22 protein-coding genes, 3 tRNA genes, 1 other RNA gene and 1 pseudogene are annotated in these 24,745 nt (G+C 59.2%); 13 read left to right on the top strand and 14 right to left on the bottom strand.

Translation table 11 applies throughout. The features are described from left to right. Window positions 1-4 precede the first annotated feature (4 nt). A complete protein-coding gene (locus tag GRI43_RS05315; RefSeq protein ID WP_160730005.1) occupies window positions 5-613 on the top strand; it encodes a hypothetical protein in 609 nt (202 codons plus the stop codon). Window positions 614-652: 39 nt separating this feature from the next. Here the strand turns inward: GRI43_RS05315 and GRI43_RS05310 are convergent. Together GRI43_RS05310 and GRI43_RS05305 are read right to left on the bottom strand one after the other, a co-directional pair. Continuing rightward, a tRNA-Asn gene (locus GRI43_RS05310) sits at window positions 653-727 on the bottom strand. Window positions 728-811: 84 nt separating this feature from the next. Further along, the gene (locus GRI43_RS05305) at window positions 812-1,600 is read right to left on the bottom strand and encodes an NAD kinase (RefSeq protein WP_160730004.1); all 789 of its coding nucleotides are present in this window, start codon (window positions 1,598-1,600) and stop codon (window positions 812-814) included. Window positions 1,601-1,716: 116 nt separating this feature from the next. On the opposite strand from GRI43_RS05305, the gene GRI43_RS05300 reads away from it, so the two are divergent. Continuing rightward, complete coding sequence (locus GRI43_RS05300; RefSeq protein ID WP_160730003.1) at window positions 1,717-3,054, top strand: bifunctional diguanylate cyclase/phosphodiesterase; 1,338 nt, start codon at window positions 1,717-1,719, stop codon at window positions 3,052-3,054. Window positions 3,055-3,079: 25 nt separating this feature from the next. Here GRI43_RS05300 and mfd read toward each other — a convergent pair whose 3' ends face one another. Together mfd and GRI43_RS05290 are read right to left on the bottom strand one after the other, a co-directional pair. Continuing rightward, entirely contained in the window at window positions 3,080-6,553 is a 3,474-nt protein-coding gene (mfd, locus tag GRI43_RS05295; RefSeq protein WP_160730002.1) for a transcription-repair coupling factor, read from the bottom strand. Between the two features lie 48 nt (window positions 6,554-6,601). After that, complete coding sequence (locus GRI43_RS05290; RefSeq protein WP_160730001.1) at window positions 6,602-6,880, bottom strand: FAD assembly factor SdhE; 279 nt, start codon at window positions 6,878-6,880, stop codon at window positions 6,602-6,604. A gap of 53 nt (window positions 6,881-6,933) precedes the next feature. Between GRI43_RS05290 and recG the strand changes: the two genes are divergently transcribed. After that, window positions 6,934-8,991, top strand: coding sequence for an ATP-dependent DNA helicase RecG (recG, locus tag GRI43_RS05285; protein WP_160730000.1), 2,058 nt, complete (start codon window positions 6,934-6,936; stop codon window positions 8,989-8,991). On the opposite strand, the gene GRI43_RS05280 is transcribed toward recG, so the two are convergent. Then, window positions 8,988-9,467 (bottom strand): low molecular weight protein-tyrosine-phosphatase, encoded by a 480-nt coding sequence (locus tag GRI43_RS05280; RefSeq protein ID WP_160729999.1) that lies wholly within the window; start codon window positions 9,465-9,467, stop codon window positions 8,988-8,990. The genes recG and GRI43_RS05280 overlap by 4 nt on opposite strands. 67 nt (window positions 9,468-9,534) lie before the next feature. On the opposite strand from GRI43_RS05280, the gene GRI43_RS05275 reads away from it, so the two are divergent. Continuing rightward, entirely contained in the window at window positions 9,535-11,328 is a 1,794-nt protein-coding gene (locus GRI43_RS05275) for a DUF885 domain-containing protein (RefSeq protein ID WP_160729998.1), read from the top strand. A 14-nt stretch (window positions 11,329-11,342) separates the two neighbouring features. Here the strand turns inward: GRI43_RS05275 and GRI43_RS05270 are convergent, their stop codons facing one another. Both GRI43_RS05270 and GRI43_RS05265 read right to left on the bottom strand, forming a co-directional pair. After that, window positions 11,343-12,677 carry an ABC1 kinase family protein gene (locus tag GRI43_RS05270; protein ID WP_160729997.1) on the bottom strand — a complete coding sequence of 445 codons (1,335 nt, stop codon included), beginning with the start codon at window positions 12,675-12,677 and terminating at the stop codon, window positions 11,343-11,345. An 81-nt stretch (window positions 12,678-12,758) separates the two neighbouring features. Next, entirely contained in the window at window positions 12,759-12,917 is a 159-nt protein-coding gene (locus GRI43_RS05265; protein ID WP_160729996.1) for a YqaE/Pmp3 family membrane protein, read from the bottom strand. A gap of 193 nt (window positions 12,918-13,110) precedes the next feature. Here GRI43_RS05265 and GRI43_RS05260 point away from each other — a divergent pair, with 193 nt between their 5' ends. Beyond that, entirely contained in the window at window positions 13,111-13,575 is a 465-nt protein-coding gene (locus GRI43_RS05260) for a DUF3429 domain-containing protein (RefSeq protein ID WP_160729995.1), read from the top strand. A gap of 17 nt (window positions 13,576-13,592) precedes the next feature. Here the strand turns inward: GRI43_RS05260 and GRI43_RS05255 are convergent. Then, window positions 13,593-13,669: transfer RNA gene (locus tag GRI43_RS05255), tRNA-Pro, on the bottom strand. A gap of 101 nt (window positions 13,670-13,770) precedes the next feature. Here GRI43_RS05255 and thyA point away from each other — a divergent pair. From thyA to GRI43_RS05230, 5 genes and pseudogenes are all read left to right on the top strand, one after another. Continuing rightward, on the top strand, window positions 13,771-14,727 hold the full coding sequence (gene thyA / locus GRI43_RS05250) for a thymidylate synthase (RefSeq protein WP_160729994.1): 957 nt from the start codon (window positions 13,771-13,773) through the stop codon (window positions 14,725-14,727). A gap of 119 nt (window positions 14,728-14,846) precedes the next feature. After that, window positions 14,847-16,151, top strand: a pseudogene (locus GRI43_RS05245) (thiamine pyrophosphate-dependent enzyme). Between the two features lie 56 nt (window positions 16,152-16,207). Continuing rightward, the gene (locus GRI43_RS05240) at window positions 16,208-17,206 is read left to right on the top strand and encodes an alpha-ketoacid dehydrogenase subunit beta (protein ID WP_160730649.1); all 999 of its coding nucleotides are present in this window, start codon (window positions 16,208-16,210) and stop codon (window positions 17,204-17,206) included. Further along, a complete protein-coding gene (locus tag GRI43_RS05235) occupies window positions 17,207-17,479 on the top strand; it encodes a lipoyl domain-containing protein (RefSeq protein ID WP_160729993.1) in 273 nt (90 codons plus the stop codon). It abuts the gene before it with no gap. 5 nt (window positions 17,480-17,484) lie between these two features. Continuing rightward, window positions 17,485-18,798, top strand: a complete 1,314-nt coding sequence (locus tag GRI43_RS05230; protein WP_160729992.1) for a dihydrolipoamide acetyltransferase family protein — start codon at window positions 17,485-17,487, stop codon at window positions 18,796-18,798. Window positions 18,799-18,804: 6 nt separating this feature from the next. Here GRI43_RS05230 and GRI43_RS05225 read toward each other — a convergent pair whose 3' ends face one another. Continuing rightward, window positions 18,805-19,263: a hypothetical protein gene (locus GRI43_RS05225; RefSeq protein ID WP_235903611.1), complete on the bottom strand. Its 459-nt coding sequence runs from the start codon at window positions 19,261-19,263 to the stop codon at window positions 18,805-18,807. Between the two features lie 189 nt (window positions 19,264-19,452). Here GRI43_RS05225 and GRI43_RS05220 point away from each other — a divergent pair. Then, window positions 19,453-19,529 (top strand) — tRNA-Asp (locus GRI43_RS05220). Between the two features lie 79 nt (window positions 19,530-19,608). Here the strand turns inward: GRI43_RS05220 and GRI43_RS05215 are convergent. The 5 genes from GRI43_RS05215 to GRI43_RS05200 all read right to left on the bottom strand — a co-directional run bounded on the left by GRI43_RS05215 (window position 19,609) and on the right by GRI43_RS05200 (window position 21,498). After that, the gene (locus GRI43_RS05215; RefSeq protein WP_160729991.1) at window positions 19,609-19,824 is read right to left on the bottom strand and encodes a DUF2842 domain-containing protein; all 216 of its coding nucleotides are present in this window, start codon (window positions 19,822-19,824) and stop codon (window positions 19,609-19,611) included. After that, complete coding sequence (locus tag GRI43_RS05210) at window positions 19,824-20,396, bottom strand: 5-formyltetrahydrofolate cyclo-ligase (RefSeq protein ID WP_160729990.1); 573 nt, start codon at window positions 20,394-20,396, stop codon at window positions 19,824-19,826. The genes GRI43_RS05215 and GRI43_RS05210 overlap by 1 nt, the downstream gene beginning before the upstream one ends. 24 nt (window positions 20,397-20,420) lie before the next feature. Beyond that, window positions 20,421-20,589, bottom strand: a non-coding RNA gene (ssrS, locus tag GRI43_RS14110) — 6S RNA. 10 nt (window positions 20,590-20,599) lie between these two features. Continuing rightward, a complete protein-coding gene (locus tag GRI43_RS05205) occupies window positions 20,600-21,307 on the bottom strand; it encodes a cell division protein ZapA (RefSeq protein ID WP_160729989.1) in 708 nt (235 codons plus the stop codon). Then, window positions 21,304-21,498, bottom strand: coding sequence for a hypothetical protein (locus GRI43_RS05200; protein ID WP_160729988.1), 195 nt, complete (start codon window positions 21,496-21,498; stop codon window positions 21,304-21,306). The genes GRI43_RS05205 and GRI43_RS05200 overlap by 4 nt, the downstream gene beginning before the upstream one ends. 217 nt (window positions 21,499-21,715) lie before the next feature. Here GRI43_RS05200 and tkt point away from each other — a divergent pair, with 217 nt between their 5' ends. Together tkt and gap are read left to right on the top strand one after the other, a co-directional pair. Beyond that, window positions 21,716-23,713: a transketolase gene (gene tkt / locus GRI43_RS05195; RefSeq protein WP_160729987.1), complete on the top strand. Its 1,998-nt coding sequence runs from the start codon at window positions 21,716-21,718 to the stop codon at window positions 23,711-23,713. Between the two features lie 15 nt (window positions 23,714-23,728). Further along, a complete protein-coding gene (gene gap / locus GRI43_RS05190; RefSeq protein ID WP_160729986.1) occupies window positions 23,729-24,736 on the top strand; it encodes a type I glyceraldehyde-3-phosphate dehydrogenase in 1,008 nt (335 codons plus the stop codon). Window positions 24,737-24,745: the final 9 nt, after the last annotated feature.

Here is a 24,745-nt window from a genome sequence, read left to right as displayed (position 1 = left end):
CGGCATGAATGTGCGGGAAGGTCTGGTGCGCGCAGCGGGCTGGCCTTTCCGCAAGATTCGCCGCGAAATACGGCTTCACTGGCTTGCGAGGGTGCGTGCGCGCGGCTGTGTGCCCGCTGCTGAACCTGCGGCCCCGGTACCGCCCTGTTTGATCATTTCACCGGGCGGTGTCGGCACCACTTTTCTGATCGATCATTGCGCCCGCTTTACCAGCTCGAATCATCGCAATGATCGAGACGGCTTGAAGCATCTGCCCCGATTTCCCGGCACCGAGGAATTTACCCGATCGAGGATCATATTTGTGACGGGCAAACCGGAAGACGTGTTTGCAAGCTTGCGGCGGCGGGGATGGCTGCGCGATCAGGCGGCGAAGCTGGGATTGCCGCGCGCTCTCTGGCTGACAGGTCGCGCACGCAAGGCGGCTTTTATCGCGGGTGTCGAAGCGCAGGCTGAATCATTCCGTGCGGCGGCAGAAAGTGGCCAGGTCCTGATGATCGACTATGAACAAATCTGGGACCGGAAAGCGGAAATTGCGCGGTGGTTCGGCATCGGCGATCCGGCATTTCTGGCTGACTTTCCCGAAAGGCGAGGGCGTACCGGCCAGAGCGTTTGAACGCACCGGCCAAGCCGTCTGAATATCCTTGGGAAAGGATGGCTCCCCGAGTTGGATTCGAACCAACGACCAAGTGATTAACAGTCACCTACTCTACCGCTGAGCTATCGGGGAACAGCCCTTGTTGCCGCGATGTCTCGCGGGCAGGGGTGGGCCTATATTGGGGCCTGATTTGTTTGGCAACCCCAGTTTGTGCATTCACACCATGAATTGTTCAGCCACGATCCGCTCGTCGAGGGCGTGACCAGGATCGAACAGTAAAGTCAGCTCCGAATCGTAGGCAATCTCGACGCTTACCTCCGCGATGTCGCGCACTTCCTTCTGGTCGGCAACGGCAGCGACAGGGCGCTTTGCAGGCTCGAACACCTTGAACCGGATTGTGGCACGGTCGGGCAGGATTGCACCGCGCCATCTGCGCGGGCGGAATGCACTGATCGGGGTTAGCGCTAGCAGCTGCGAATCGAGCGGCAGGATCGGCCCGTTTGCCGACAGGTTGTATGCCGTCGACCCAGCGGGTGTGGCGACAAGAACCCCGTCACCGACAAGTTCCTTGATCCGGACCTTGTCATCCACGCTAACCTCCAGCTTTGCAGTCTGGCGGGTTTCACGCAGCAACGACACTTCATTGATCGCGCATTCGACATGTTTCTCGCCGTCTTGCGTGACAGCTTCCATCCTCAAGGGAGAGATACCGATAGAACGCGAGCGATTGACCTTGTCGAGCAGCTTCACACCGGCACGGTATCGATTCATCAGGAAGCCGACAGTGCCTCGGTTGATTCCGTAACAGGGAATGATCTGGCCCGAATCCAGCATCCCGTGAAGGGTGTGCAGCATGAAACCGTCACCGCCAAGCGCGACAACTGCGTCCGCTTCCTCGATCGGGACCCAGTCATGCATATGCTTCAGTTCTTCGGCAGTTTCGGCTGCCTTGGCCGTGTCGGAAATGGCGAGTGCCAGGTTCCGAAAACCGTGATTGCTGCTCAATTACCCCTCCGCGCGCACATGATGGTGCGGCGTGCAGTCCTATGGGGTGCTGTGCCATTTGGCAACGCATTGGAAATCCTGGCATCCTATTGTCACAGGTGCCGCTAAGGAGGGGCATGGCCAGTGTTGCAAAAAGAGATGTCGATCCGTTGCGTGATGATTTGACCGGTCTTGCCAGCGTGGAAACAGCGCACCGGACCCTGGCGGCGTGGCAGCAAAGCGCCATCGCCGACGGACGAACTGCACCGGTTCATGCGATGCTGATCGGGCTCGCACGGTTCAACGCCGTCAATCTCGCTTATGGCGAAGACGCTGGCGACGGCGCGTTGGTCACGACTGCGCAGCGCATTCTTCATTTCGCGGAAGATGAATTCGAAGAAGGCGACTGGCTCGCAGCCCGGCTAGGAGGCGGCAATTTCCTTCTTGCGGCGCATGAGGCTTGCAGCCGCGAGAGGTGGCAATGGCTGGCGGAAGCGCTTGCAGACGCTGTAGCGCATCCGATTTCGGGCCTTGGTGATGCGGGCAACCTCCGTTTGTGGGCCCGTATTGCGCTGATGCGACCGGCACCGGGCGAGGGGCCGACAATGATATTCGACCGTCTGGCTGAAACGCTGGAAGAGGCGCGTACCCACAAGGGGCGGCGCATCCTTTGGTCCGACCGGGGCCTGACCGTGCCCGGCCGCAGAAGCGCCGAAGTCGACGCCGATCTGCTCGGGGCGATTGATGCCGACCAGATTGAAATCGTCTATCAGCCGCAGGTCTCGCTGGACGATGGAACGATCATCGGGGCTGAGGCTCTTGCACGGTGGCAGCACCCGCAGCTTGGCCGGATCGGCGCGAGCCAGCTATTCGCGATCGCGGAACGGACCGATCATGTGGCGCAGCTATCGCGGCATATCGCGGAAAGGGCATTATCGGATGCCGCAAGCTGGAATGCCGACCTGCGTCTCTCCCTCAACATCACACCGGCAGATCTGGCGTCGCGCAGCTTCGCACGCGAGTTTCTCAAACTGATCGCCGAAAGCGGCCATGCGCCAGACCGGCTGACGATCGAGATCACCGAACATTCGCTGGTGTCCGATCTGGAGCGAAGCGCGGAAGCCCTGAGGGAACTGAGCGCGGCAGGGGTGCAAGTTGCACTGGATGATTTTGGGGCGGGGTTCTGCAATTTCCGCTATCTCAAAATTCTGCCGCTGGATGCGATCAAGCTCGACCGTGCGATGATCGACGGGATTACCACCGACGAACGCGATCTTGCGGTCCTCAGGGGCATCGTCGCCATGGCCAAGGCGCTTGGACTGAAAGTGATCGCTGAAGGCGTCGAAAACGAAGATCAGCGTGCAATCGCAGCGAGTGAGGGCTGCGAATATTATCAGGGCTACCTGTGTTCGAAGCCGTTGGAGCACGCAGAGTTTCTCGCGTTGCTCCCCGAACATTCCGGCCTTTTCCGCTAAATCTCTTACCTCCTGAAATACAGGTTTATTTCCGCGCCTTGCGGGCAACATTGCTGAGTCCCTTGGTCAACTGGAACAGGCCGTTCAGGCGGGAACGCGGATCGCTCCATGCGCGGTTGATGACCAGTTTCATGTCGGGCCGCAGTTTCGCAGTGCCTTTCAATCTGTCGACATAGGCAATCAGTCCCGGACCATCGGGGAAGTCGTCATTGTGGAAGCTAACTAGAGTGCCGCGCGCGCCAACGTCGATTTTGGCGATGTTTGCCTCGATCGCCTGATGCTTGATCTCGATCAGGCGAACGAGGTTTGCGGTCGCATCGGGCAGCGGTCCGAAACGGTCGATCATTTCGGCGGCCATTGCTTCGATTTCCGGCTTGTCCTTTGCGTCGTTCAGGCGGCGATAAAGCGCCATGCGAACGGCAAGGTCCGGGACGTAGTCTTCCGGAATCATGATCGGTGCATCGACGGTGATTTGCGGGCTGACGGTTTCCGGCTTGGCTTCCAGGCCAAGCTCGCCCGCCTTGGCCGCCAGAATCGCGTCTTCCAGCATCGATTGGTAAAGTTCGAACCCGACCTCGCGGATGTGGCCGGATTGCTCGTCTCCCAAAAGATTGCCGGCTCCACGAATGTCGAGATCGTGGCTGGCAAGCTGGAAACCAGCGCCAAGACTGTCGAGATCGCCGAGCACCTTCAGGCGCTTTTCAGCCACCTCGGAAAGCTGCTGGTTCTTGGGGTAGGTGAGATAGGCATAGGCGCGAAGTTTCGAACGACCCACCCGGCCGCGAAGCTGGTATAGCTGAGCAAGGCCGAAGCGATCCGCGCGGTGGATGATGATCGTGTTCGCGCTCGGAATATCGAGTCCGCTCTCGACAATCGTAGTGGACAGGAGAACCTCGTACTTCCCCTCGTAAAATGCGCTCATGCGCTCTTCAACTTCGGTGGGGGACATTTGCCCGTGCGCGGTGATGACTTTCACCTCGGGCACGTGTTCGTGCAGCCAGTCCTGCACGTCGGCCATGTCGGCGATGCGCGGAACGACGATGAAACTTTGTCCGCCGCGGTGGTGTTCGCGCAGCAAAGCCTCGCGCATGACCATCTCATCCCATTCCATGACGTAAGTGCGCACGGCCAGCCGATCGACCGGCGGGGTCTGGATGGTAGATAGTTCGCGAAGCCCGCTCATTGCCATCTGCAAGGTTCGCGGAATGGGCGTTGCGGTGAGCGTCAGCATATGGACGTTGGCGCGCAACTGCTTCAGCTTTTCCTTGTGGGTTACGCCAAAGCGCTGTTCTTCGTCCACGATAACGAGGCCCAGATCCTTGAACTGAGTGCTTTTCGACAACAGAGCGTGCGTGCCGATCACGATGTCCATCGTTCCAGCTTCCAGCGCGTCGCGCGTCTCTTTCATTTCCTTCGCCGGGACCAGACGCGATAGGCGCCCGATCTTGAGCGGGAAGCCATCAAATCGCTCGCTGAAATTGGTGAAGTGCTGCCGGGCCAACAAGGTCGTCGGGGCCACCACAGCAACTTGCTGTCCGTTCATGGCGGCCACGAATGCCGCGCGCAATGCGACCTCGGTTTTGCCAAACCCGACATCGCCGCAAACGAGACGGTCCATGGGCCGTCCGCTCTCCAGATCGCGCAGAACGTCGGCAATGGCGCGGTCCTGATCATCTGTTTCCGCCCACGGGAAACGATCAACGAACTGGTTGTAGCTTGCGTCGTCGGCCTCGAACACGGGCGCCTTCTTCAGCGCGCGTTCCGCTGCAACTTTCATTAGTTCGCCTGCGATTTCGCGAATACGCTCTTTCAAGCGCGAGCGGCGTTTTTGCCAGGCTTCTCCGCCCAGCCGGTCCAGCGCTACAGCGTCTTCGGACGAACCATAACGAGTTAAAACATCGATGTTTTCGACCGGGATGTAGAGCTTGTCGCCGCCGTGATATTCCAGCATCACGCAGTCGTGCTGGCTCTTCCCGACGGTGATCGGTTCCAGCCCGAGATATTTGCCGATGCCGTGTTCGGTGTGAACCACCAGATCGCCGCGGCCCAGCGCTTGCAATTCCGCCAGGAATGCGTCGGCATCTTTCTTGCGTTTCTTTCGCCTGACCAACCGGTCGCCCAGGATGTCCTGCTCGGTCAGCAGTTCCAGTTCGTCGTTTGCGAAACCGCTATCCAGTGGCAAGACCATTGCCGCCGTCTGTCCCTTGGCAGCGAGGCCGAGCGCTTCCTGCCAATTGTCCGCCAGTGCGGTTTTTGCGCCGGCTTCCTCCAGAATAGACGCAATCCGCGACCTGCTGCCTTCGGAATACGCGGCGAGCAGCGGTTTCTTGCCGGACTTTGCGACAGACTGAAGATGCTTTGCAGCGGCATCATAGACGTTGTCGCCGCGTGCGCGTTCGGGCGTGAAGTCGCGCGCAGAATTGAAACCGAAATCGATCGCCTTGCCGCTCTCTGGCTCGGCAAAGATCACCGCGCGGTGGATCGGCCAGCTTTGCAGGCGGCCCTCGAATTCTTCGCGCGTAACGTACAGCGCGTCTTGGGCCAGAGGGCGATAACTGCCAGCTGCCTGTCCGGCGGCTTTCTCGCGCGCCTGATGATAGTCGGCGATATCTTTCAGTCGTTCGTCGCCGGCCTGTATCGCGCCGCTATCGATGATGATCTGGTCCGCATCTGTCAGATGGTCGAACAGGGTCGACAGCTTTTCCTCAAACAGGGGGAGCCAGTGTTCCATCCCGGCCAGCCGGCGTCCGTCGCTGACTGCCTGATACAGCGGATCGCCGGTTGCAGCCGCGCCGAATTGTTCGCGGTAACGGCTGCGGAAACGCTTGATGCTGTCTTCATCGAGCAGTGCCTCGCTCGCCGGTAGCAGCAAATGCGATTCGAGAATTCCAGTGCTGGTCTGTGTCGAGGGATCAAACAGCCTCAGGCTTTCGAGTTCGTCGCCGAAAAAGTCGAGCCGCAGCCCCTGTTCCAATCCCGAAGGGAATATGTCGACGATCGATCCGCGAACGGCGTACTCGCCTGCGTCGACCACCGTGTCAGCACGTGAATAGCCCTGACGCTGAAGCAAGCCGGCCAGGCTCTCGCGGCCAATTTCAACGCCGGGTTTGAATTCGCGCACCGATTCGCGAATGCGGAATGGCGACAGAACCCGCTGCAGTACCGCATTGGCGGTGGTGACCAGCAATTGCGATCCGTTCTTGCCAGCCTGAAGCCTGTGCAATGCCGCCAGCCGCTTTGCACTGACCGACAGCGCCGGGCTGGAACGGTCGTATGGCAGGCAATCCCATGCCGGGAATTCGATAACCTCCAGCTCAGGCGCGAAATAGTGCGCAGAATCGGTGATGGCCCGCATCGCGGCATCATCGGCTGCGATGAAGATGGCGCGGCCTTCCGAGGCGCGGGCCAGATCGGCCAGAACCAATGGCTGCGCACCGCGCGCCAGTGAAGACAGGGTCAGTGGCTGCTTGGCCGCCAGTATACGGGAAAGATCGGGCATCAGGTGTTCAAGCTTTTTCGGCGGGATGGGTTCCGCCCGGTTGCTGCATCAGCGAGGAATATCGACGTAGTCGAGCCGTTGCATAAGATCCATGTGAGGGCCGGAAAATTCCTCGGGCACCAGCTGTGTTTTTAGCGCCCACGCCATCACGTCGACATCGTCTTCATCCAGCAAGGTTTCGAACCAGACCAGATCCTGGTCCCCCCAACCCGCATGATATCGATCAAAAAAGCCGCCGATCATGTAGTCGGCTTCTCTTGTACCGCGGTGCCATGAACGGAATTTGGCGCGCGCGAAACGAGCGGAAAGGTCGGGGGTATCGGACATGCGAAAGCGGGTAGGCCACTCGCCAATTGCGTGCAAGCAGCTATAGGAAGGCTATGCGTCCAGAGGTCTTGAATCCATTGTTTGTAGAAGTCGGCGCGCTTGATGGAGTCGGGCCGAAACTGCGCAAGCCGCTCGACAAGCTTGGTCTGACGCGGGTTCGCGACATTGCCTACCACCTGCCAGATCGTTTCGTGACCCGGCGCGCAGTGGAAAGTCTGGATGAAGCTGGCATTGGCGAGCAGGTTGTCATCGCTCTGACACCAACAGAGCATCGCAGTTCATCGGGCAGGGGGCCTTACCGCGTACTGGCGCAGGATTCTGCCGGAAACATATGCGCACTCACCTATTTCGGGCGGGCATCCTACACTGCGAAGAAATTGTTACCGGTGGGCGAGAAACGCTGGGTCGCCGGCAGAATCGACCAATTTGGCCAGATGCTCCAGATAGTCCATCCAGACCATGTGGTAGAAGACAGCGGCGAAACGCTTACACGGCTGTGTGAGCCGGTTTACGCGCTTTCCGAAGGGCTCACGCAGCCCAAGGTCGCCGGGCTGGTGGAGCAGGCGTTATCGAAGCTGCCCGACCTGCCGGAATGGATCGAGCCGGGCCAGTTCGAGGCGGAGAAATGGCCTGCCTGGAAGGATGCGTTGAAACTGGCCCACAAGGGCGAACATGAAGCCGCCCGCGATCGCCTGGCCTATGATGAGCTGTTGGCGAACTCGCTGGCGCTGATGCTGGTGCGGGCCGACAATCGCCTGCGCAAGGGGCAACCATTGCGAGGCGATGGCAGTCTACGCGGCAAGCTGCAGCTGCCTTATGAATTGACGGGCGCACAGGAGCGCTCTGTTGCTGAAATCGAAGGCGATCTGGCGCAAGAGGCGCCGATGCTGCGACTTTTGCAGGGCGATGTCGGGGCGGGTAAAACCGTCGTCGCTCTGGAAGCGATGCTGATCACCAACGAGGCGGGCAAGCAGGCAGCGCTGCTGGCGCCAACCGAAATCCTTGCGCGCCAACATTTTGAGACCCTTCGCAGCATGGTGCGGCCAACGGGGATCGAAATCGCACTGCTGACGGGGCGAGACAAAGGCAAGGCGCGCGAATCCATCCTGATGGGTTTGCTGGATGGCAGCATCGACATTGTTATCGGCACCCACGCTATTTTTCAGGATACGGTGGCCTACCGCGATTTGGGATTGGTGGTGATTGACGAGCAGCACCGCTTCGGCGTCGCACAGCGCCTGATGCTGACCGCAAAGGGCAAGCGCACGCCGCATACGCTTGCCATGACGGCCACCCCGATCCCGCGCACGCTAACGCTTGCTCAGTACGGCGAAATGGACGTTTCCCGGCTCGACGAGATGCCGCCAGGCCGGCAACCTATCGACACACGAGTGGTGGCGCAGGAACGCCTTGCCGATGTGGTCGAAGGTGTCTCGCGGCACATCGCAAGCGGTCAGCAAGCCTATTGGGTCTGTCCGATGGTTCGCGAGAACGAGAACGAGGATATCGCAGCTGCCGAGGCGCGGTTTGCATCGCTGAAAGAGCGTTTCGGGGACGAAGTCGTTCTGGTTCACGGGCAGCTGAAGCCAGAGCTGAAAGACGCTGCGATGGAGCGTTTTGCGAGTGGGAAAGCGAAGCTGCTGATCGCGACCACCGTGATCGAGGTCGGGGTGGATGTGCCCGCTGCGACCCTGATGGTTATCGAGCAGGCCGAGCGGTTCGGGCTGGCGCAACTCCACCAGCTGCGCGGACGGGTTGGCCGCGGTTCGGAGAAATCGGTCTGCCTGCTGTTAAGAGGGAGCGCATTGTCTGAAACCGGGCGCGAACGGCTTGCCCTGATGCGCGAGACACAAGACGGTTTCCGGCTAGCCGAGGAAGACTTGCGGCTGCGCGGCGGCGGCGAGCTGCTCGGGACACGGCAATCGGGTGACACGCCCTTCCGGGTTGCGTCGTTGGAACAGATCACCCGCCTGCTGCCCAAAGCCCATGATGATGCGCGCATTTTGATGGACCGTGATGGCGGTCTGACAGGGACGCGCGGCGAGGCGGCGCGGATTCTCCTCTATCTGTTCGAGCGTGACTGGGGCGTGCAATTGCTTCGCGGCGGCTAGCTGCGCTGCTGGCCCGTCAATTTCGCCACCAGGCTCTGCGCTGCACGGCTCACGTCTTCCCAGGTGTCGGCGAAATGTTCTTCCCCGCCATAATATGGATCGGCGACCGCCGCCCCTTCGCGGCCCGGAACCATATCCATCAGGAGCCCGACATGCGCGGAATGATCAGACGGTGCGACCGACCGGATATTGTCCAGATTGGAATGATCGAGCGCGAAAATATGAGTGAAGCGCACGAAATCGGCTTGTTCGATCTGGCGGCCCTGGAAATGCGAAATCTCGATACCGTGGCGGCGCGCAGTGTCGATGCTTCGCGGATCGGGCGGCGTGCCAACATGATAGGCTGCCGTACCCGCTGAGTCTGCTTCTGCGTCCAGTCCGGCATCCGCGGCTGCTTTGCGAAAGGCTGCTTCCGCGAGCGGGGAGCGGCAAATATTGCCGAGGCACACGAATAATATGGATGGCTTGCCGGTCATTGTGTGGTCCTACTGGACCATCATTGCTGCTCGCAATAGGGTGCGCGCGATTCAGGAGATCCCGGTAATGAAAAAATTCGTAGCAGCTCTGGCACTTTCAACGGCCATGATCGCGGCACCCGCGTCCGCACAGGTGAAAGTGGAATTCGGTGCTGAATCCAATTCCCCGGCGGTCAAGGCATTCGAGGAATTGCGCGAAGAGATCTGGGAGTGGACCCTCGACAACAGCCCATTCCTTTCAACAAGCATCGGCGACCGGCGCGGAGACGGCAAGCTGGGCGATTTGTCGCTCGAGGCGTATGAGCGCCAAATCGCCGAAAGCGAGACATTTCTCGCGCGGCTCAACGCGGTTCCGCGCAGCGAACTGCCAGCAGATATGCTGGTCGACGTTGCCATCCTGAAACGTAGCCTGTCAGACAACATCGCTTCTGCGCAATTCGACCACAGCCGCTATGTCCTGTTCACGAACCGTGGCGGTTGGTTTTCAGGCTTCGCGTCGATCCCGTATCGCTCACCCTTCTTCACCAAGGGCGACTATGAATCTTACGTGTCGCGGCTGGAAGGTTTTGCAGAAATCAACCAGGCCGGGATCGCCCGAACCCGCGAAGCTGTCTCGCGCGGCCTGACTCAGGCGTGCGAACCGATGGAAGGTTTCGCTGAACGCATCGAAAAACAGATCTACGATGATGCGGAAAAATCACCATTCTGGCGTCCGTTCGCTGAACGTCCGGGGTCTGTTTCCGAAGATGAGTGGCGCGCGCTGACCGACCGGGCTCGCATTGCTCTCGATGAGTCTGTCTTTCCCGCTTATCAGGAATTCGCGGATTTTTACCGCGCCGAATATGCACCCAAATGCCGTGACGGGATACCGGGACTGCTGGCAACACCGCGCGGCGCCGAATACTACGAACAGCGCGTTCGCAGCTATACCACGACGGACATGACATCGGACGAGATTCACAATCTCGGCCTGTCGGAAGTCGCTCGGATCCGTTCCGAAATGGTCGAAGTTGCCAAGGGCGCAGGGTTTGAAAGCCGCGAGGCGTTTATCGAACACCTGCGCACCGATCCGCAATATTATGCAAAGACGCCCGAAGAGCTGATGATGGCGGCCGGTGCGCTGGCTAAGCACATCGACGGTTTCATGCCAAAACTGTTCGGCACTCTGCCGCGCCAGCCGTACACTGTTTTGCCAATCCCCGCGGCCACGGCACCGGGGAATACCACGGCGTATTACGAACCCGGCTCACTGGCGACGGGCCAGCCGGGTATTTACCGTGTGAACACCACAGAGCTGGATCAACGTCCGCTTTGGGAATTGCCCGCGCTGGGCGTGCACGAGGCTGTGCCAGGGCATCACCACCAGATCGCCCTGCAGCAGGAACTCGACATCCATCCGCTGCGTGCGAACGGCACGTTCTTCACCGCTTTTGTCGAGGGCTGGGGCCTTTATTCGGAACGGCTCGGGATTGAAATGGAACTGTACGACACCCCGGCCAAGGAGATGGGGCGGCTCAGTTACGAGATGTGGCGCGCGACCCGGCTGGTGGTGGATACGGGCCTCCACGCGAAGGGTTGGAGCAAGCAGCGTGCGGTCGACTATATGCTCGACAATACGGCACTGACCGCTGCCAATGTCGATGCGGAGGTGAACCGGTATATCACCAATCCGGGGCAAGCGCTGGCATACAAGATCGGTGAGCTGAAGATCCGCGAGCTGCGCGAACGTGCCAGCAGCGAACTCGGCGCCGAATTCGATCTAAGGGCGTTTCACGATGCTGTGCTTGAAAACGGATCGGTCCCGCTGGACGTTCTGGAGCAGCATATCGACCGCTGGATTGAAAGCGTGAAGCAAGGCTGACTGGCCATTTGCCCTCAGGGCTGATTGCTCAACTGCCGGGTTATGATTCCCCGAACGTCGACAACAGCCTTGAGCCGGGCGCCTAACAGCGCGGTGCCGCTTACCTTCCGCTGGACGAACAGCGTTTCGGCGGGGGGCATATGCCAGGCCTCGCGGTCGGCTGCGATGCGCATACCTTCATCGCGCAGCACGCCGACAAATGCGCGGTCCCCAAAATCGAACGGACCTTCACGTGTGAATTCGTCCAAAATCACCTGAGTCATGAATTCGATGCCATCTCGGTGCTTCATCACCGCCACGGGATTGACAAAACCGGCATCTACAGACGCCTGAATGACTTCGTCCATTTCCCCGTTCAGACCAGCCTCGATCAAATTGCGATAAGACATGCTGATGGCGGACGGGACTGGGCGCGTGGCACCGAAATCGAGGAGCACGATCTTCTTCGTATCGGGCTGATAACGGTAATTGGCAAAATTGGGGTCGGTTTGCATGAAGCCGAATTCGAACAGCTCACGCGAAACGAGTTCTATGACGCGAGCTGTGACATCATCGCGCAGTTCCTGACTTTCTGTCTCGATGCTTTCGATCGGAACGCCGGGTTCGAAGCTCATCGCGATAACCCGGTCGCGCGTAAGCTCTTCGTCTAGCAGGGGCACAACAAAGCCGTCTTCGTCTGCCAGCAATGCGGCATAACGCTGCATCTGTTCGCCTTCGCGCTGGTAGTCAGCTTCTTCGTGCAACTGGGCCTTTGCCGCCTCGAGCAAGGGTGCAAGATCGAGCTGCGGCGGCAACATCGTGGACATTTTCAATAGAGTTGCGACATTGTCGACGTCGGCATCGATGCTTTCCCGAATTCCCGGATATTGCACCTTGATTGCCAGGACGCGCCCGTCATGGGTTGTCGCCTTGTGAACCTGACCGATTGATGCGGCCGCAATCGGACGGGCCTCGAAATGGGCGAACTGGCTGCGCCAATCCTCGCCCCACTGTGATTTCAGCATCTGGTTCAATTGCCGGGGCGGCATGAAATTTGCTCGATCGCGTAATCCGGCGAGTATGTTGGAAAGCTCAGGCGGCAAAATGTCGCCGGCATCCATGGAAATCATTTGCCCCAGCTTCATCGCTGCACCGCGAAGATGCGATAGCCTGTCTGCCAAGCGCAGCGCATTGCCCGGCGTGAGGAGCATATCCTCCAGCTTTGGCAACTCGCCTGTTGAAAGCCGCCGAACGCCTTCGGCCATCATTCCGCCAGCAATGCCTCCGGCCAGCCGTCCAAAACCGGAGAGCCGGGAAATGCGCGAGCTGGGAACGGCGCGATGTTTGGGTGTCTTGCGATCTTCGGACATGGTCTGGATATGAGAAACCGGCGCGCGCTCAACAAGGAGCGGCGCCGGTCTCAAAACCCTACTGAACGAGGGTACTGCGAATTAACGCAGGAAATTCACATAGATGGCATGGATCACGCCAGGTACGAAAAAGATGATCGTGAGGATCAGGTTGATCCAGAAATCATTGCTCAGTCCGTGCTTGAGCGCAACGCCAAGTGGGGGAAGAAGGATGCTGAGAATGAGGATGATGATCTGCATTGTGTTTTCCTTGTAAGATCGTTTTTGCTTTGAATAAGCTTGCCTGTTCAACGGACTGGTTGGCGGTCGGTTCCGCGCGGGTCTGCACTTTTGGTCGCTGGCTGGAACACAAGGGGCCGTTCATGCCTTTCACCGGAGCAGGGTGCCGCCACCGCCGGGAGGTACCAAACCGGCAGAGCAAACAGGGACGCGCATGAACAACGAACACCCACCACTTCCGACGTCCGCAAAGCTGCTTGGCTATGCCGGGCTGTTGCCTCAAGTTTTGGCGCTCGCGCTGTTCGTGCTGGCCGACGAACTCGGTTGGATCGCGCTTGCGGGCGGGTTTGCCTATGCGGCGCTGATCTTCAGTTTCCTTGGCGGTGTTTGGTGGGGGCAGGGTATCGCGCTCGGCAATCTCAATCCTGCCATGCTGATCGTGGCGGTTATTCCCAGCCTGATCGGCCTTGCGCTGTTTATCCCGTGGACGCTGGGCTGGGCATGGCCCGAACCGTCGATGCTGTGGCTCGGACTTTTCCTGATGCTCTCGCCGCTGGTCGACCGCTGGTTGGCGCTGGGCGGTGCAGACTGGATGAAGCTGCGCTGGCACCTTTCCATCGGTTTGGGCGCACTGACCCTGGTGTTGGGAAGCGCGGGCCTTGCTGCCAGACCTGCTTGAACAAATTTGATTGGAAATGGTCGGGAAGAGAGGATTCGAACCTCCGGCCCCCGCCTCCCGAAGACGGTGCTCTACCAGGCTGAGCTACTTCCCGACTCGATTGCGCTGCCGATAACCGCCAGCGCGGTAGAGGCGGCGCTATACGAGCGGTTGCCCGGGGTGGCAAGCGGGCAAATGCGCGGCTAGGGATGCGGTATGGCCAGCGTTCCTTCCTCCACCGATTCCCGCAATCGCACCCATCCTGAATATCAGTATCTCGATCTGATGCGCGAGATCTGGACGCACGGCAGCGAACGGCGCGACCGGACCGGTGTGGGAACACGGTCCGTATTCGGTGCGATGCTGCGGTTCGATTTGACCGGCGGAAAGATGCCGCTGCTAACAACGAAGCGCGTCTATTGGAAAACCGCGACGCGCGAGATGCTGTGGTTCCTGACAGGCGATACGAATATCCGCGAATTGTGCCGGCAGAATGTCCAGATATGGACTGACTGGCCGCTCGACACCTATCGCTGCGAAACCGGTGAAGATATAAGCCGCGAGGAATTTTCGGCGCGCATCGTGGCGGAAGATGATTTTGCCGCGCGCTGGGGAGAATTGGGCCCGGTCTATGGTAAGCAATGGGTCGATTGGCCAACCTACCAATATCAGCCCGATGGATCCTATCGCAAAGGTCCCGGCATCAACCAGGTTGCTGAAGTCATCGAGTCCTTGCGCAACAACCCCGGCAGCCGGCGCCATATCATCGAAGGGTGGAACGTGGCGCAGCTGGATCAGATGGCGCTCCCGCCGTGTCACAAGACCTACCAGTTCCACGTCGCTGATGGGCGCCTGAATTGCGCGTTGTACCAGCGCAGCTGCGATGTGGCGCTGGGCCTTCCGTTCAACCTTTGGTCGGCGGCCCTGCTTCAGCGGATGATCGCGCAGCAGACCGATCTTGAACCGGGTGAATTTGTCTGGATGGGCGGCGACACGCATCTCTACCTCAACCATGGTGAACTGGTGGAGGAGCAATTGTCACGGGAACCCGACGGGCACCCAACGCTTGTTCTGACAAGGCGGCCGGATACGATCTTCGATTATACAATCGAAGATTTCGAGGTTCCGGATTACGCGCCGCAAGGGGCGTTGAAGGCTCCTATCGCTGTCTGACGACGGCTTTGAGCGGGCCGCTTGACCCGAACTGTGCTTTGAAATAAAATAACGCAGTTCTAAAATATTGCGTCGCGGTCTACCTTCGTTGGCGCAGGGCACTGTTGGGAGAGCACCACATGGCCGATCGGCCCGAAGAAGCTGCTGGCAAGGGCGTAAACAAGCCCTCGCTTTCGCTTCACGTACCCGAACCGACGTATCGCCCTGGCGACCCGGTCGATTTCGCACATATCGTAGTGCCCGAAGCCGGCGCACAGGCCCGGCCGGACGAGGCATGCGAGGCGATTGAAACCAGCGACCTTTGTTACGACCTGATCCGCGTATTGGGCGACGATAACAAGGCGCATGGCCCGTGGGACCCGAAACTCGACCCCGATACATTGCGCACAATGCTGCACAATTTCGCGATGACGCGCGCGTTTGATGAACGCATGTTCCGCGGGCAGCGGCAGGGTAAAACCAGCTTCTACATGAAGTGCACCGGTGAAGAGGCCACCTCCATTTCGGCGGCAATGGCTCTGGCCAGCGATGACATGATTTTTCCGTCATATCGCCAGTAGGGCATCCTGATCGCGCGCGGTTATCCGATGATCGAAATGATCAACCAGATCTATTCGAACAAAGGTGACAAGCTGAAGGGGCGCCAGCTCCCCATAATGTATTCCAGCCGGGAACACAGTTTCTTCTCGATTTCCGGCAATTTGGCCACGCAAACCCCTCAGGCGGTTGGCTGGGCCATGGCGAGCGCGATCAAGCGCGACAGCCGGATTGCCGCCACATGGGTGGGTGAGGGCAGCACTGCGGAAGGCGATTTTCACAGCGCCTGTACCTTCGCCACCGTCTATAATGCACCGGTTATCCTCAACGTTATCAACAATCAGTGGGCAATCTCCAGCTTCAGCGGTTTTGCCGGGGCGGAGCGCACAACCTTTGCCGCGCGTGCGCTTGGCTATGGTCTCGCAGGCTTGCGTGTCGACGGGAATGATCCGCTGGCCGTGTATGCGGCAGAGCGGTGGGCCGCGAACCGTGCCCGGGCCAATGCCGGACCGACCCTGATCGAACACTTCACGTACCGCGCCGAGGGCCATTCGACCTCCGACGATCCAAGCGGCTATCGCAGCGCTCAGGAGCGCGAGGAATGGCCACTGGGTGACCCGGTGATGCGCCTGAAAAACCACCTGATCGAAATCGGCGAGTGGGATGAAGACAGACAGGAAGCGCTCGACAAGGAATGTGTCGACCACGTGAAAGCTGTCACCAAGGAAGCCGAAAAGAACGGCATTCTCGGGCATGGTCTGCATCATCCGTTCAAGACAATGTTCGAGGACGTATTTGAAGAACTGCCCTGGCATCTGAAAGAGCAAAGCGAACAGGCGATCCACGAACGCGAGACAAAGTTCCCTGAAGGGAGGCCGAACTCGTGAGTGCAGATACGAAAGAAAAGACTGTGAACGGTAGCGGGACCGAGCGCCACCTGAACATGATCGAGGCGATCAACGAAGCGCTCGACATCAAGCTTCGCGAAGATCCCGATGTGATCGTGATGGGTGAAGACGTCGGTTATTTTGGCGGCGTTTTTCGCGCCACTGCGGGACTTCAGGAAAAACACGGCAAGACGCGCGTATTTGATACGCCGATCTCTGAATGCGGCATTATCGGTGTCGCGGTGGGCATGGGCGCATACGGCCTGCGCCCGGTGCCTGAAATCCAGTTTGCGGATTACATCTATCCCGGGCTGGACCAGTTGATTTCAGAGGCAGCACGGCTGCGGTACCGTTCCGCTGGTGATTACATATCGCCTATGACGGTGCGTTCGCCCTTCGGCGGCGGTATTTTCGGCGGGCAGACCCACAGTCAGAGCCCCGAGGCGATCTTCACCCATGTTTCCGGCCTGAAAACGGTCATTCCCTCGACACCCTACGATGCGAAGGGGCTGCTGATTTCATGCATCGAGGACAATGATCCGGTCATCTTCTTCGAACCGAAGCGTATCTATAACGGTCCGTTTAGCGGCTATTACGACAAACCGGTGGAGCCGTGGAAAAGGTTCGATGAAAGCATCGTGCCCGAAGGTCACTATAAGATCCCGCTGGGCAAGGCCCGCCATGTAACCCAAGGCGAGGAACTGACCGTCCTCACCTACGGAACTATGGTCCATGTCGCCGAAGCGGTCTGCCGTGAAAAAGGCGTGGAAGCCGACATTCTCGATCTGCGCACCCTGGTGCCGCTCGATATCGAGGCGATCGAGGAATCGGTGAAGAAAACAGGCAAATGCCTGATCGTTCACGAGGCGACCCGCACATCGGGCTTTGGCGCGGAACTCTCCGCGTTGGTAACAGAGCGGTGCTTCTATCACCTGGAAGCGCCGGTCGAGCGGGTGACAGGTTTTGACACCCCGTATCCGCATAGCCTGGAATGGGCCTATTTCCCTGGTCCGGTCCGCATTGGCGAGGCAATCGACAAGATGATGGCGGGCTGAATGAAGGCCGTTACTCTCGATTTGCCGGCGATCATGGACCAGTTTGGTCCCGTTGCAGTCCAGCGTTGGCTGGCTGGGGCGGGTGACGAATTCGAGGATGGCACGCCGCTCGTTTCTTTAGAAACAGAAATTGCGCACATTGAGCTGAACAGCCCGTGGCCGGGCAAGTTGACTGAAATACTTTGCGGCGATGGTGCGCCGGTCGCGGTTGGAACTGCGCTGGCAACAATCGAAGTGACCGACTGGGTCTACGACAACATGGTAAGCGAGTAATCGAGATGACAAAATTCACCTTCAACATGCCCGATATCGGCGAAGGTATCGCTGAAGCAGAAATCGTGGATTGGCACGTCGGCGTTGGTGACCGGGTCGAGGAAGACCAGGAAATCGTGGACATGATGACCGACAAGGCCACGGTTCCGATGGAAAGCCCCGTTTCCGGCACAGTCATCGAGGTCGCTGGTGAGGCGGGCGACATGGTTTCGATAGGCTCGATGCTGGTCGTTATCGAAGTCGACGGTGAAATTCCCGATGATGCGGCTGAGGACAGCGCAGATGACGGGCCTGCTGAACCTGCCGAGAAGCAACCCGAAGCGGCGAAAAGCACGAAGCCGGAAGCGGTGGCGAAAGCAGAACCGGCTCCGCAGCCGGCCCCAAAACCAGTCTCTGCACCCGCACCCAAGGCTGAGGAAGTGCCCGCTGCGCAAGCAACGTCTGGCCACAAGGTTCTTGCATCCCCTGCGGTCCGCAAGCGTGCAAAGGATCTTGGTATCGACCTTGGCGAGGTGAAGCCGGCGGAAGACGGCCGGATCCGTCACGCCGACCTCGATGCATTTCTGTCCTACAATGCCGGCACCGGCTTCAGCCCGGCAGGCGGGCAGCGCGAGGACAAGGAAATCAAGGTCATCGGCCTGCGCAAACGCATCGCGCAAAACATGGCCGCATCCAAGCGCAACATTCCGCACTTCTCCTATGTCGAGGAAGTGGACGTTACCGAACTTGAGGAAATGCGCGCGGATCTAAACGCCAATCGCGGCGACAAGCCGAAGCTGACGATGATGCCGCTGATCATCACGGCGATCTGCAAGCTGATCCCAACCTTTCCGATGATCAATGCGCGCTATGACGACGAGGCAGGAATTGTCACCCGCCATGGCAGCGTGCATTTGGGAATCGCAGCCCAGACCGATGCTGGCCTGATGGTGCCAGTCATTCATAACGCTCAGTCGAAGAATTTGTGGCAACTCGCCCGCGAAATCGGCCGTCTGGCAGAGGCTGCACGTGATGGCTCGGCAAAATCAGACGAGCTTTCCGGATCGACGCTGACGCTCACTTCGCTCGGGCCGCTAGGCGGGGTGGCCACCACGCCCGTTATCAACCGGCCTGAAGTCGCGATCATCGGTCCCAACCGGATTATCGAACGTCCGATGTATGTCAGCGATGGTGCTGGCGGCGAACGGATCGAGAAACGCAAGTTGATGAATATCTCGATCAGCTGCGACCACCGCGTCGTGGATGGTTACGATGCGGCGAGCTTTATCCAGGAATTCAAGAAGCTGGTTGAAACACCCGTCCTGCTCCTGACGGAGTAAGCACGCTCAACGCACGATTGCGCTATAGGTGATCCGGCCGTTCTTCTGCCCGGCATCACCTGGCGCAATCTGCCAGCGAAGATGGGTCACATCCTCGACTGTGGCCATGCGTTCGCCGAATTCGTCGCGGATGCGCAGGTTGCCGATCAGGCCCCAATTGCGGCCGCCATCAACCGATACGCTCTGCGTGCGCAGACTGCTGCGTTTGAAAGACAGGCTCGGCGGGATCGGACTTGAAACAGTGAATGCGTCGCCTGCCCGCGCGGAGTTCCATTCGACCAGCAGGATAACCGTGTCTCCCTTGCGGAACTGGCGTGCAGGCGCGATTTCCCGCTGTCCGTTATCGGCAACACGCTCAACATATACAGCGCGCGACAGCTTCACGCCGGAGTTTGCATGGGCTGAAGCCAAAGGGGCGAGAATCGCGGCCACACCGCACAGGCCGATCCTGAAAAAATTCGTCATTCCGATCTGTCCTTAGCCTTCGTCTAGAGGCGAAAAGGCATGACAGGAGCGGGCAAAAATATGGTTAACGGAGGTAAATTAGGGGGCACCGGCAGATTTGTTGAAAACTGTTCGAAAAATGGCCTTTTTGTGCGTTGACAGCATTACGATGCTGGCCTAGTTGCGCGGCTCCCAAGCGCAGTCTTGCACGCGGGTGTAGCTCAGTTGGTTAGAGCGCCGGCCTGTCACGCCGGAGGTCGCGGGTTCGAGTCCCGTCACTCGCGCCACCACTTTTGTGGGGCGCTGGTTTCTCCGAGAAATTTAGTCAGTCTATCTGAGGCGCGGCTTCGCTCTAAATGCGCGTGCCTAGCCCCATTTCCCTGTTTCCATCCAGATAAGGAAACGGCGTAGCGGCAGCAGCCAGATCACCCCCAGAACGATGTAGATCAGTGTTTGGGCCAGGGTTGGCCAATCACCAATCAGATCGGGCAAATAACGCGCGAGGACGACGCCGTAGATCGTCAGGGCGATCAGCAAGCCGAGAATTCCCAGAGGGATGCGAGCAGTCGGTTCCTTGCGCATCAGAACGGCCCGTAAAGGCGGGTAGGGGTAACGATGGCGTCCAGCATCATATCGTGCGGCTCCGTAGGTATCTGGTCGAGCAATTGGCAATCCCAAGCCATGCCAATTGCTTTCGTTTCGGGGTTGTCTGCAAGCCAGCGGTCATAATGCCCGCCGCCTTGGCCAAGCCGCGCACCCTGATCGTTGAAAGCAAGCAGCGGCACAAACAGGATATCAGGCGTAAGGGCTATGCTGCTGGCGGCAGGCTGCATGATCCCGAACGGGCCGTGCTCCAGATCCTGCTCTCCAAACGGATCGTCATGGGCGGCAAAGTCCATCGGCGAATCTTTGGATTCGAACCGGGGCAGGGCCACAGGATGGCCGGCTTCGGAGAAATGTCTCGCATAGCCGGAGGCAGGCGCTTCATGCTCGGCAGCATGATAAAGCCCGATCGTCCAGTCCGGCTTGATCAATTCGCGCAAGGGACCGGGCGGATGCCGAAAAATGAGACCGCGCATGTTTTCGGGAACGGCGGAGGCATGCTCGCGCCGCAAAGCGCGCATCTCTCTGCGAAGTGTCGATTTGCTGGCCATGGGTTCCCTAGGCTCGTGTGGAGTGGCGGAACCACCATGGGTCGTTTACCGGGAAATCCGCCGACGCCTAAAACGTCAGGTGGGCGCCGTGTGCCTCAAGGCCCCGTGCGAAACGTTACCTTGGACAGGGACAGCTCCCTTGGATTGCTTATAGCCTCAGGGATGTTCTGCGGCTCGTACCGGGCAGTCCCGCCACACACCATTTAGGTGTTGCTGTCGTGCTTCTCAAGCTTGTCTGCACATTCTTCCAGCAAGTTGGCGAATCTTTCCAGTGCGGGCGCAAGGTCTGGGTCGTTTGCCAGATCAGCGCTCTCTGACGGTTGGCTCGCTGAATTGAGAGCCTCGTCGAGCTTCGCGTTGGTTTCACGCATCTTGTCATTGGCAATTTCAAGAAGCTCGTTCTTGCTCTCGATCTTGCTCAGCAAATTGTCGCGTTCGCGAGTAATCTCCGCAAGTTGAGCCGCGATTACTTCCTTCTCGCCTACCGCACTTTCGGCTTCCTCGCGCCGCTGGGCCAGTTCGGTCCGCATGTCATCGACTTCTGCATTGTGGCGCTGCTGTGCAGACTGCAATCCGTCCAGTTCGGATTCCAAATCGCTCACCTTCAACTGCAATTCGTCGCGCTGCCCCACGGCGACGCTGGCGCTGCGGACAGTCTCGTTCAACTCGCTCAGCTGACGATCGTGTTCCTGCTGCCTGTCCGCTGCGCTCTTGCGCGCCTCGTGCAGCTCATCGGCAACAAACAAGGCACCGAAGAGAAGGTTCTGCGACTCACTCACAGGCAGGTCGGCGCCCAGCTGGCTCAGTTTTTCGTGGATCATCGCGCCCAGACTGGCCACGTGACCTTCCTCACCGGGGGCGCAGGCCACGCTGTATTCGCGCCGGCCAATGGTGACTTTCACCTGGTTCACTTCTCGAGCTCCTCGATCAGATTGTCGAGTTGCAACAGAGTGTTCGATGCCGTTTCGCGCAGCGCCTCATGTTTCACCACGAGCGCCGACACAGCTGACGGTGATGCCGGCGCGCTGTCCGCGGCCTTCGCAATGCGTGCAAGTGCTGTCTCAATACGTTGGACAGCAGATTCGATACGGTCTCCGCTCATGCGCGCTTTTTATCCGAATTGGCGTTGTCAGGCAAAGGCTTGGCGTGGCCTGTTGATAATTTATGGCCGGACCGGATGTGTCATGGTGCGGTCAATCCTGCTGGGGATCGGCTTAACGGCAATCCTTGACCTGCAAGAGCGCGTCCGCGAAGGCTTCGCGCGCGCCGAATCGCTATCTGCGCGTGTACAAAAATTCTATCCGGCAGGAGCTTCCCGAATGAGCCTCGATCCGTCCCGCATGGCACCCATGGCCAATGCCATCCGTGCCCTTTCGATGGACGCTGTCCAGGCAGCGAATTCCGGGCATCCCGGAATGCCGATGGGGATGGCAGATGTCGCGACCATCCTGTGGTCCAAATATCTGAAATTCGATCCTTCCGCGCCGCATTGGGCCGACCGCGACCGTTTCGTCCTGTCTGCCGGTCATGGTTCGATGCTGATCTATTCGCTCCTTCACCTGTCCGGATACGCGGCACCGACGATGGACGACATCCGCAACTTCCGCCAGCTGGGCAGTCCGTGTGCCGGACACCCGGAAAACTTCCTGCTGGACGGTGTCGAATGCACCACCGGTCCGCTGGGCCAGGGCGTCGCCATGGCTGTCGGCATGGCGATTGCAGAACGCCAGTTGAATGCACATTTCGGCGATGATCTGGTCAACCATCGCACCTGGGCAATCGCCGGTGACGGGTGCCTGATGGAAGGCATCAACCACGAGGCAATCGGACTTGCCGGGCATTTGAAGCTGGGTCAGCTGATCGTGCTGTGGGATGACAACAACATCACTATCGATGGCGCGGCTGACCTTTCGACCAGCGAAGACGTGAAGGCCCGCCACCAATCCGCAGGCTGGCACGTCGTAAGCTGCGACGGGCACGATGCCTCCGACATCAGCCGCGCAATCGAAGAAGCGATGGCGGATGATCGCCCTTCGCTCGTCGCCTGCAAGACAATCATCGGCAAGGGCGCGCCTAACAAGCAGGGCACATCAGCAACCCACGGTGCGCCGCTCGGTCCCGACGAAATCGCCGCCGCACGCGAAATGCTTGGCTGGGAATACGAACCGTTCGTTGTGCCGGACGATATCACTGCCGATTGGAAGTCGACCGGCGATCGCGGCGCGAAGGAACGCGCAGCGTGGCAGTCCCGCTTCGATGCTTCGGACAAGAAGGGCGAATTCGAAAGCCGTATGGACAACATTGCGAAGCTCGCAAGTCCGGCAATCGAGGCGCACATCGCAGGTCTGGTTGCCGAGCCGCAAAAGGTCGCGACCCGCAAGGCGTCGGAAATGGCACTTGGTCCGCTCACGCAGCAAATCCCGCACCTGGTCGGTGGTTCTGCTGATCTCACCGGGTCGAACAACACCAAGACCCCGAGCACCGAGCCATTCAGTGCAAACAATTATGCGGGCCGTTACCTATATTACGGCATCCGGGAATTCGGCATGGCTGCGGCCATGAACGGTATGATGCTTCACGGCGGCGTGGTCCCCTATGGCGGGACCTTCCTGATCTTCAGTGATTACTGCCGCAACGCCATCCGCCTGAGCGCGCTTCAGCAGACCGGTGTCGTTTATGTGATGACGCATGACAGCATCGGGCTGGGCGAAGACGGGCCGACCCACCAGCCGGTGGAACAGGTTATGAGCCTGCGCCTTGTGCCAAACCTCAATGTCTATCGCCCCTGCGACACGATCGAGACAGCGGAATGTTGGGCGCTGGCGCTTGAAACACCTTCGACGCCGTCAATCCTCGCGCTTTCGCGTCAGGGTCTGCCGCAATTGCGAGGTGAGGGCGACAAGAACTGGACATCGGCGAAGAACCGCAGCGCGAACGGCGGGTATCGCCTGCGCGCCGCGAATGCAGACCGCAAGGTTGTGCTGGTCGCGACCGGTTCGGAAGTCCAGTTGGCGGTGCAGGTCGCCGATCAGCTTGAGCAGCAGGGAATTGGCGCCGATGTCGTATCCATGCCGTGCACCGAACTGTTCGACGCGCAGGACGCAGCCTATCGCTCGGATATTCTGCCGGCCGATACGCTGAAGGTATCGATTGAGGCGGGCACCAGTTTTGGCTGGGAACGCTATACCGGTACGGACGGAATCAATATCGGCATTGACCGCTTCGGCGCGTCGGCCCCGGCGAGCGATTTGTTCGAGAAATTCGGTTTCACAGCGGACGCTATCGTTCCGCAGATCACTAATAAACTCAACGGTTAAGCAGGAGTTATTTCCATGGCGACGAAGGTTGCAATCAACGGTTTTGGGCGCATCGGCCGCCTTGTGGCTCGCGCAATTCTGGAGCGTGACGATCACGATCTCGATCTGGTCGCGATCAACGATCTGGCTGACGCAAAGGCGAATGCGCTGCTGTTCCAGTACGATTCCACGCACGGCCGTTTCCCGGGCGAAGTATCTGCCAGCGATGACAGCATCACTGTAAACGGCAAGAAAATCGCCGTCACTTCCGAACGCGATCCGGGCAATCTTCCTCATGGTGAGATGGGCGTCGACATCGTTCTCGAATGCACCGGCTTCTTCCAGTCGCACGAGGCAGCCGAACCGCATTTGAAGGCAGGAGCCAAGCGTGTCCTGATTTCCGCCCCGGCGAAGAATGTTACCGCGACCATCGTATACGGCGTCAACCACGACATCCTGACCTCGGACGATGTCATCGTTTCCAACGCCAGCTGCACCACCAACTGCCTGTCGCCGGTTGCCAAGGTCCTTAATGACCTGGTCGGTATCGAACGCGGTTTCATGACTACGATCCACAGCTATACCAATGACCAGCGTATGCTCGACCAGATGCACAGCGATATGCGCCGTGCCCGCGGCGGTGCGCAGAACATGATCCCGACCACCACCGGTGCTGCTCGCGCTGTCGGTCTGGTGCTGCCGGAACTGGCTGGCAAGCTGGATGGTTCGTCGGTTCGTGTTCCAACGCCCAATGTAAGCCTCGTCGATCTGGTATTCACACCGGGCCGCGACACAACTGCGGAAGAATTGAACGCCGCGCTCAAGGCAGCTTCCGAAGGTCCGATGAAGGGTGTGCTCGATTACACAGACCAGCCTTTGGTTAGCAGCGATTTCAACCACTATCCCGCAAGCTCGACCATCGACAGCCTCGAAACTTCCGTCATGGAAGGAAAGCTGTGCCGTGTTGTTTCATGGTATGATAATGAATGGGGCTTCTCCAACCGCATGATCGACACCGCCGGTGTCATGGCTGGCTTGCTCTAAGGAGCACAT

This window comes from Pontixanthobacter luteolus, assembly GCF_009828095.1.
In the GTDB taxonomy this organism is placed as follows: Bacteria; Pseudomonadota; Alphaproteobacteria; order Sphingomonadales; family Sphingomonadaceae; genus Pontixanthobacter; species Pontixanthobacter luteolus.
This window is presented reverse-complemented; position numbering and strand designations above follow the sequence as displayed.

What these genes read in the sequence shown, in the direction of transcription:
- GRI43_RS05265 (WP_160729996.1), bottom strand. Translation starts at nt 12,917, where the DNA reads ATGCAGATCATCATCCTCATTCTCAGCATCCTTCTTCCCCCACTTGGC.
- GRI43_RS05270 (WP_160729997.1), bottom strand. Translation starts at nt 12,677, where the DNA reads ATGTCCGAAGATCGCAAGACACCCAAACATCGCGCCGTTCCCAGCTCG.
- GRI43_RS05290 (WP_160730001.1), bottom strand. Translation starts at nt 6,880, where the DNA reads ATGTCCGATACCCCCGACCTTTCCGCTCGTTTCGCGCGCGCCAAATTC.
- GRI43_RS05230 (WP_160729992.1), top strand. Translation starts at nt 17,485, where the DNA reads ATGACAAAATTCACCTTCAACATGCCCGATATCGGCGAAGGTATCGCT.
- GRI43_RS05225 (WP_235903611.1), bottom strand. Translation starts at nt 19,263, where the DNA reads ATGACGAATTTTTTCAGGATCGGCCTGTGCGGTGTGGCCGCGATTCTC.
- gap (WP_160729986.1), top strand. Translation starts at nt 23,729, where the DNA reads ATGGCGACGAAGGTTGCAATCAACGGTTTTGGGCGCATCGGCCGCCTT.
- tkt (WP_160729987.1), top strand. Translation starts at nt 21,716, where the DNA reads ATGAGCCTCGATCCGTCCCGCATGGCACCCATGGCCAATGCCATCCGT.
- GRI43_RS05235 (WP_160729993.1), top strand. Translation starts at nt 17,207, where the DNA reads ATGAAGGCCGTTACTCTCGATTTGCCGGCGATCATGGACCAGTTTGGT.
- GRI43_RS05210 (WP_160729990.1), bottom strand. Translation starts at nt 20,396, where the DNA reads ATGGCCAGCAAATCGACACTTCGCAGAGAGATGCGCGCTTTGCGGCGC.
- GRI43_RS05275 (WP_160729998.1), top strand. Translation starts at nt 9,535, where the DNA reads ATGAAAAAATTCGTAGCAGCTCTGGCACTTTCAACGGCCATGATCGCG.
- GRI43_RS05215 (WP_160729991.1), bottom strand. Translation starts at nt 19,824, where the DNA reads ATGCGCAAGGAACCGACTGCTCGCATCCCTCTGGGAATTCTCGGCTTG.
- GRI43_RS05200 (WP_160729988.1), bottom strand. Translation starts at nt 21,498, where the DNA reads ATGAGCGGAGACCGTATCGAATCTGCTGTCCAACGTATTGAGACAGCA.
- GRI43_RS05240 (WP_160730649.1), top strand. Translation starts at nt 16,208, where the DNA reads ATGATCGAGGCGATCAACGAAGCGCTCGACATCAAGCTTCGCGAAGAT.
- thyA (WP_160729994.1), top strand. Translation starts at nt 13,771, where the DNA reads ATGGCCAGCGTTCCTTCCTCCACCGATTCCCGCAATCGCACCCATCCT.
- GRI43_RS05315 (WP_160730005.1), top strand. Translation starts at nt 5, where the DNA reads ATGAATGTGCGGGAAGGTCTGGTGCGCGCAGCGGGCTGGCCTTTCCGC.
- GRI43_RS05280 (WP_160729999.1), bottom strand. Translation starts at nt 9,467, where the DNA reads ATGACCGGCAAGCCATCCATATTATTCGTGTGCCTCGGCAATATTTGC.
- GRI43_RS05300 (WP_160730003.1), top strand. Translation starts at nt 1,717, where the DNA reads ATGGCCAGTGTTGCAAAAAGAGATGTCGATCCGTTGCGTGATGATTTG.
- recG (WP_160730000.1), top strand. Translation starts at nt 6,934, where the DNA reads ATGCGTCCAGAGGTCTTGAATCCATTGTTTGTAGAAGTCGGCGCGCTT.
- GRI43_RS05260 (WP_160729995.1), top strand. Translation starts at nt 13,111, where the DNA reads ATGAACAACGAACACCCACCACTTCCGACGTCCGCAAAGCTGCTTGGC.
- mfd (WP_160730002.1), bottom strand. Translation starts at nt 6,553, where the DNA reads ATGCCCGATCTTTCCCGTATACTGGCGGCCAAGCAGCCACTGACCCTG.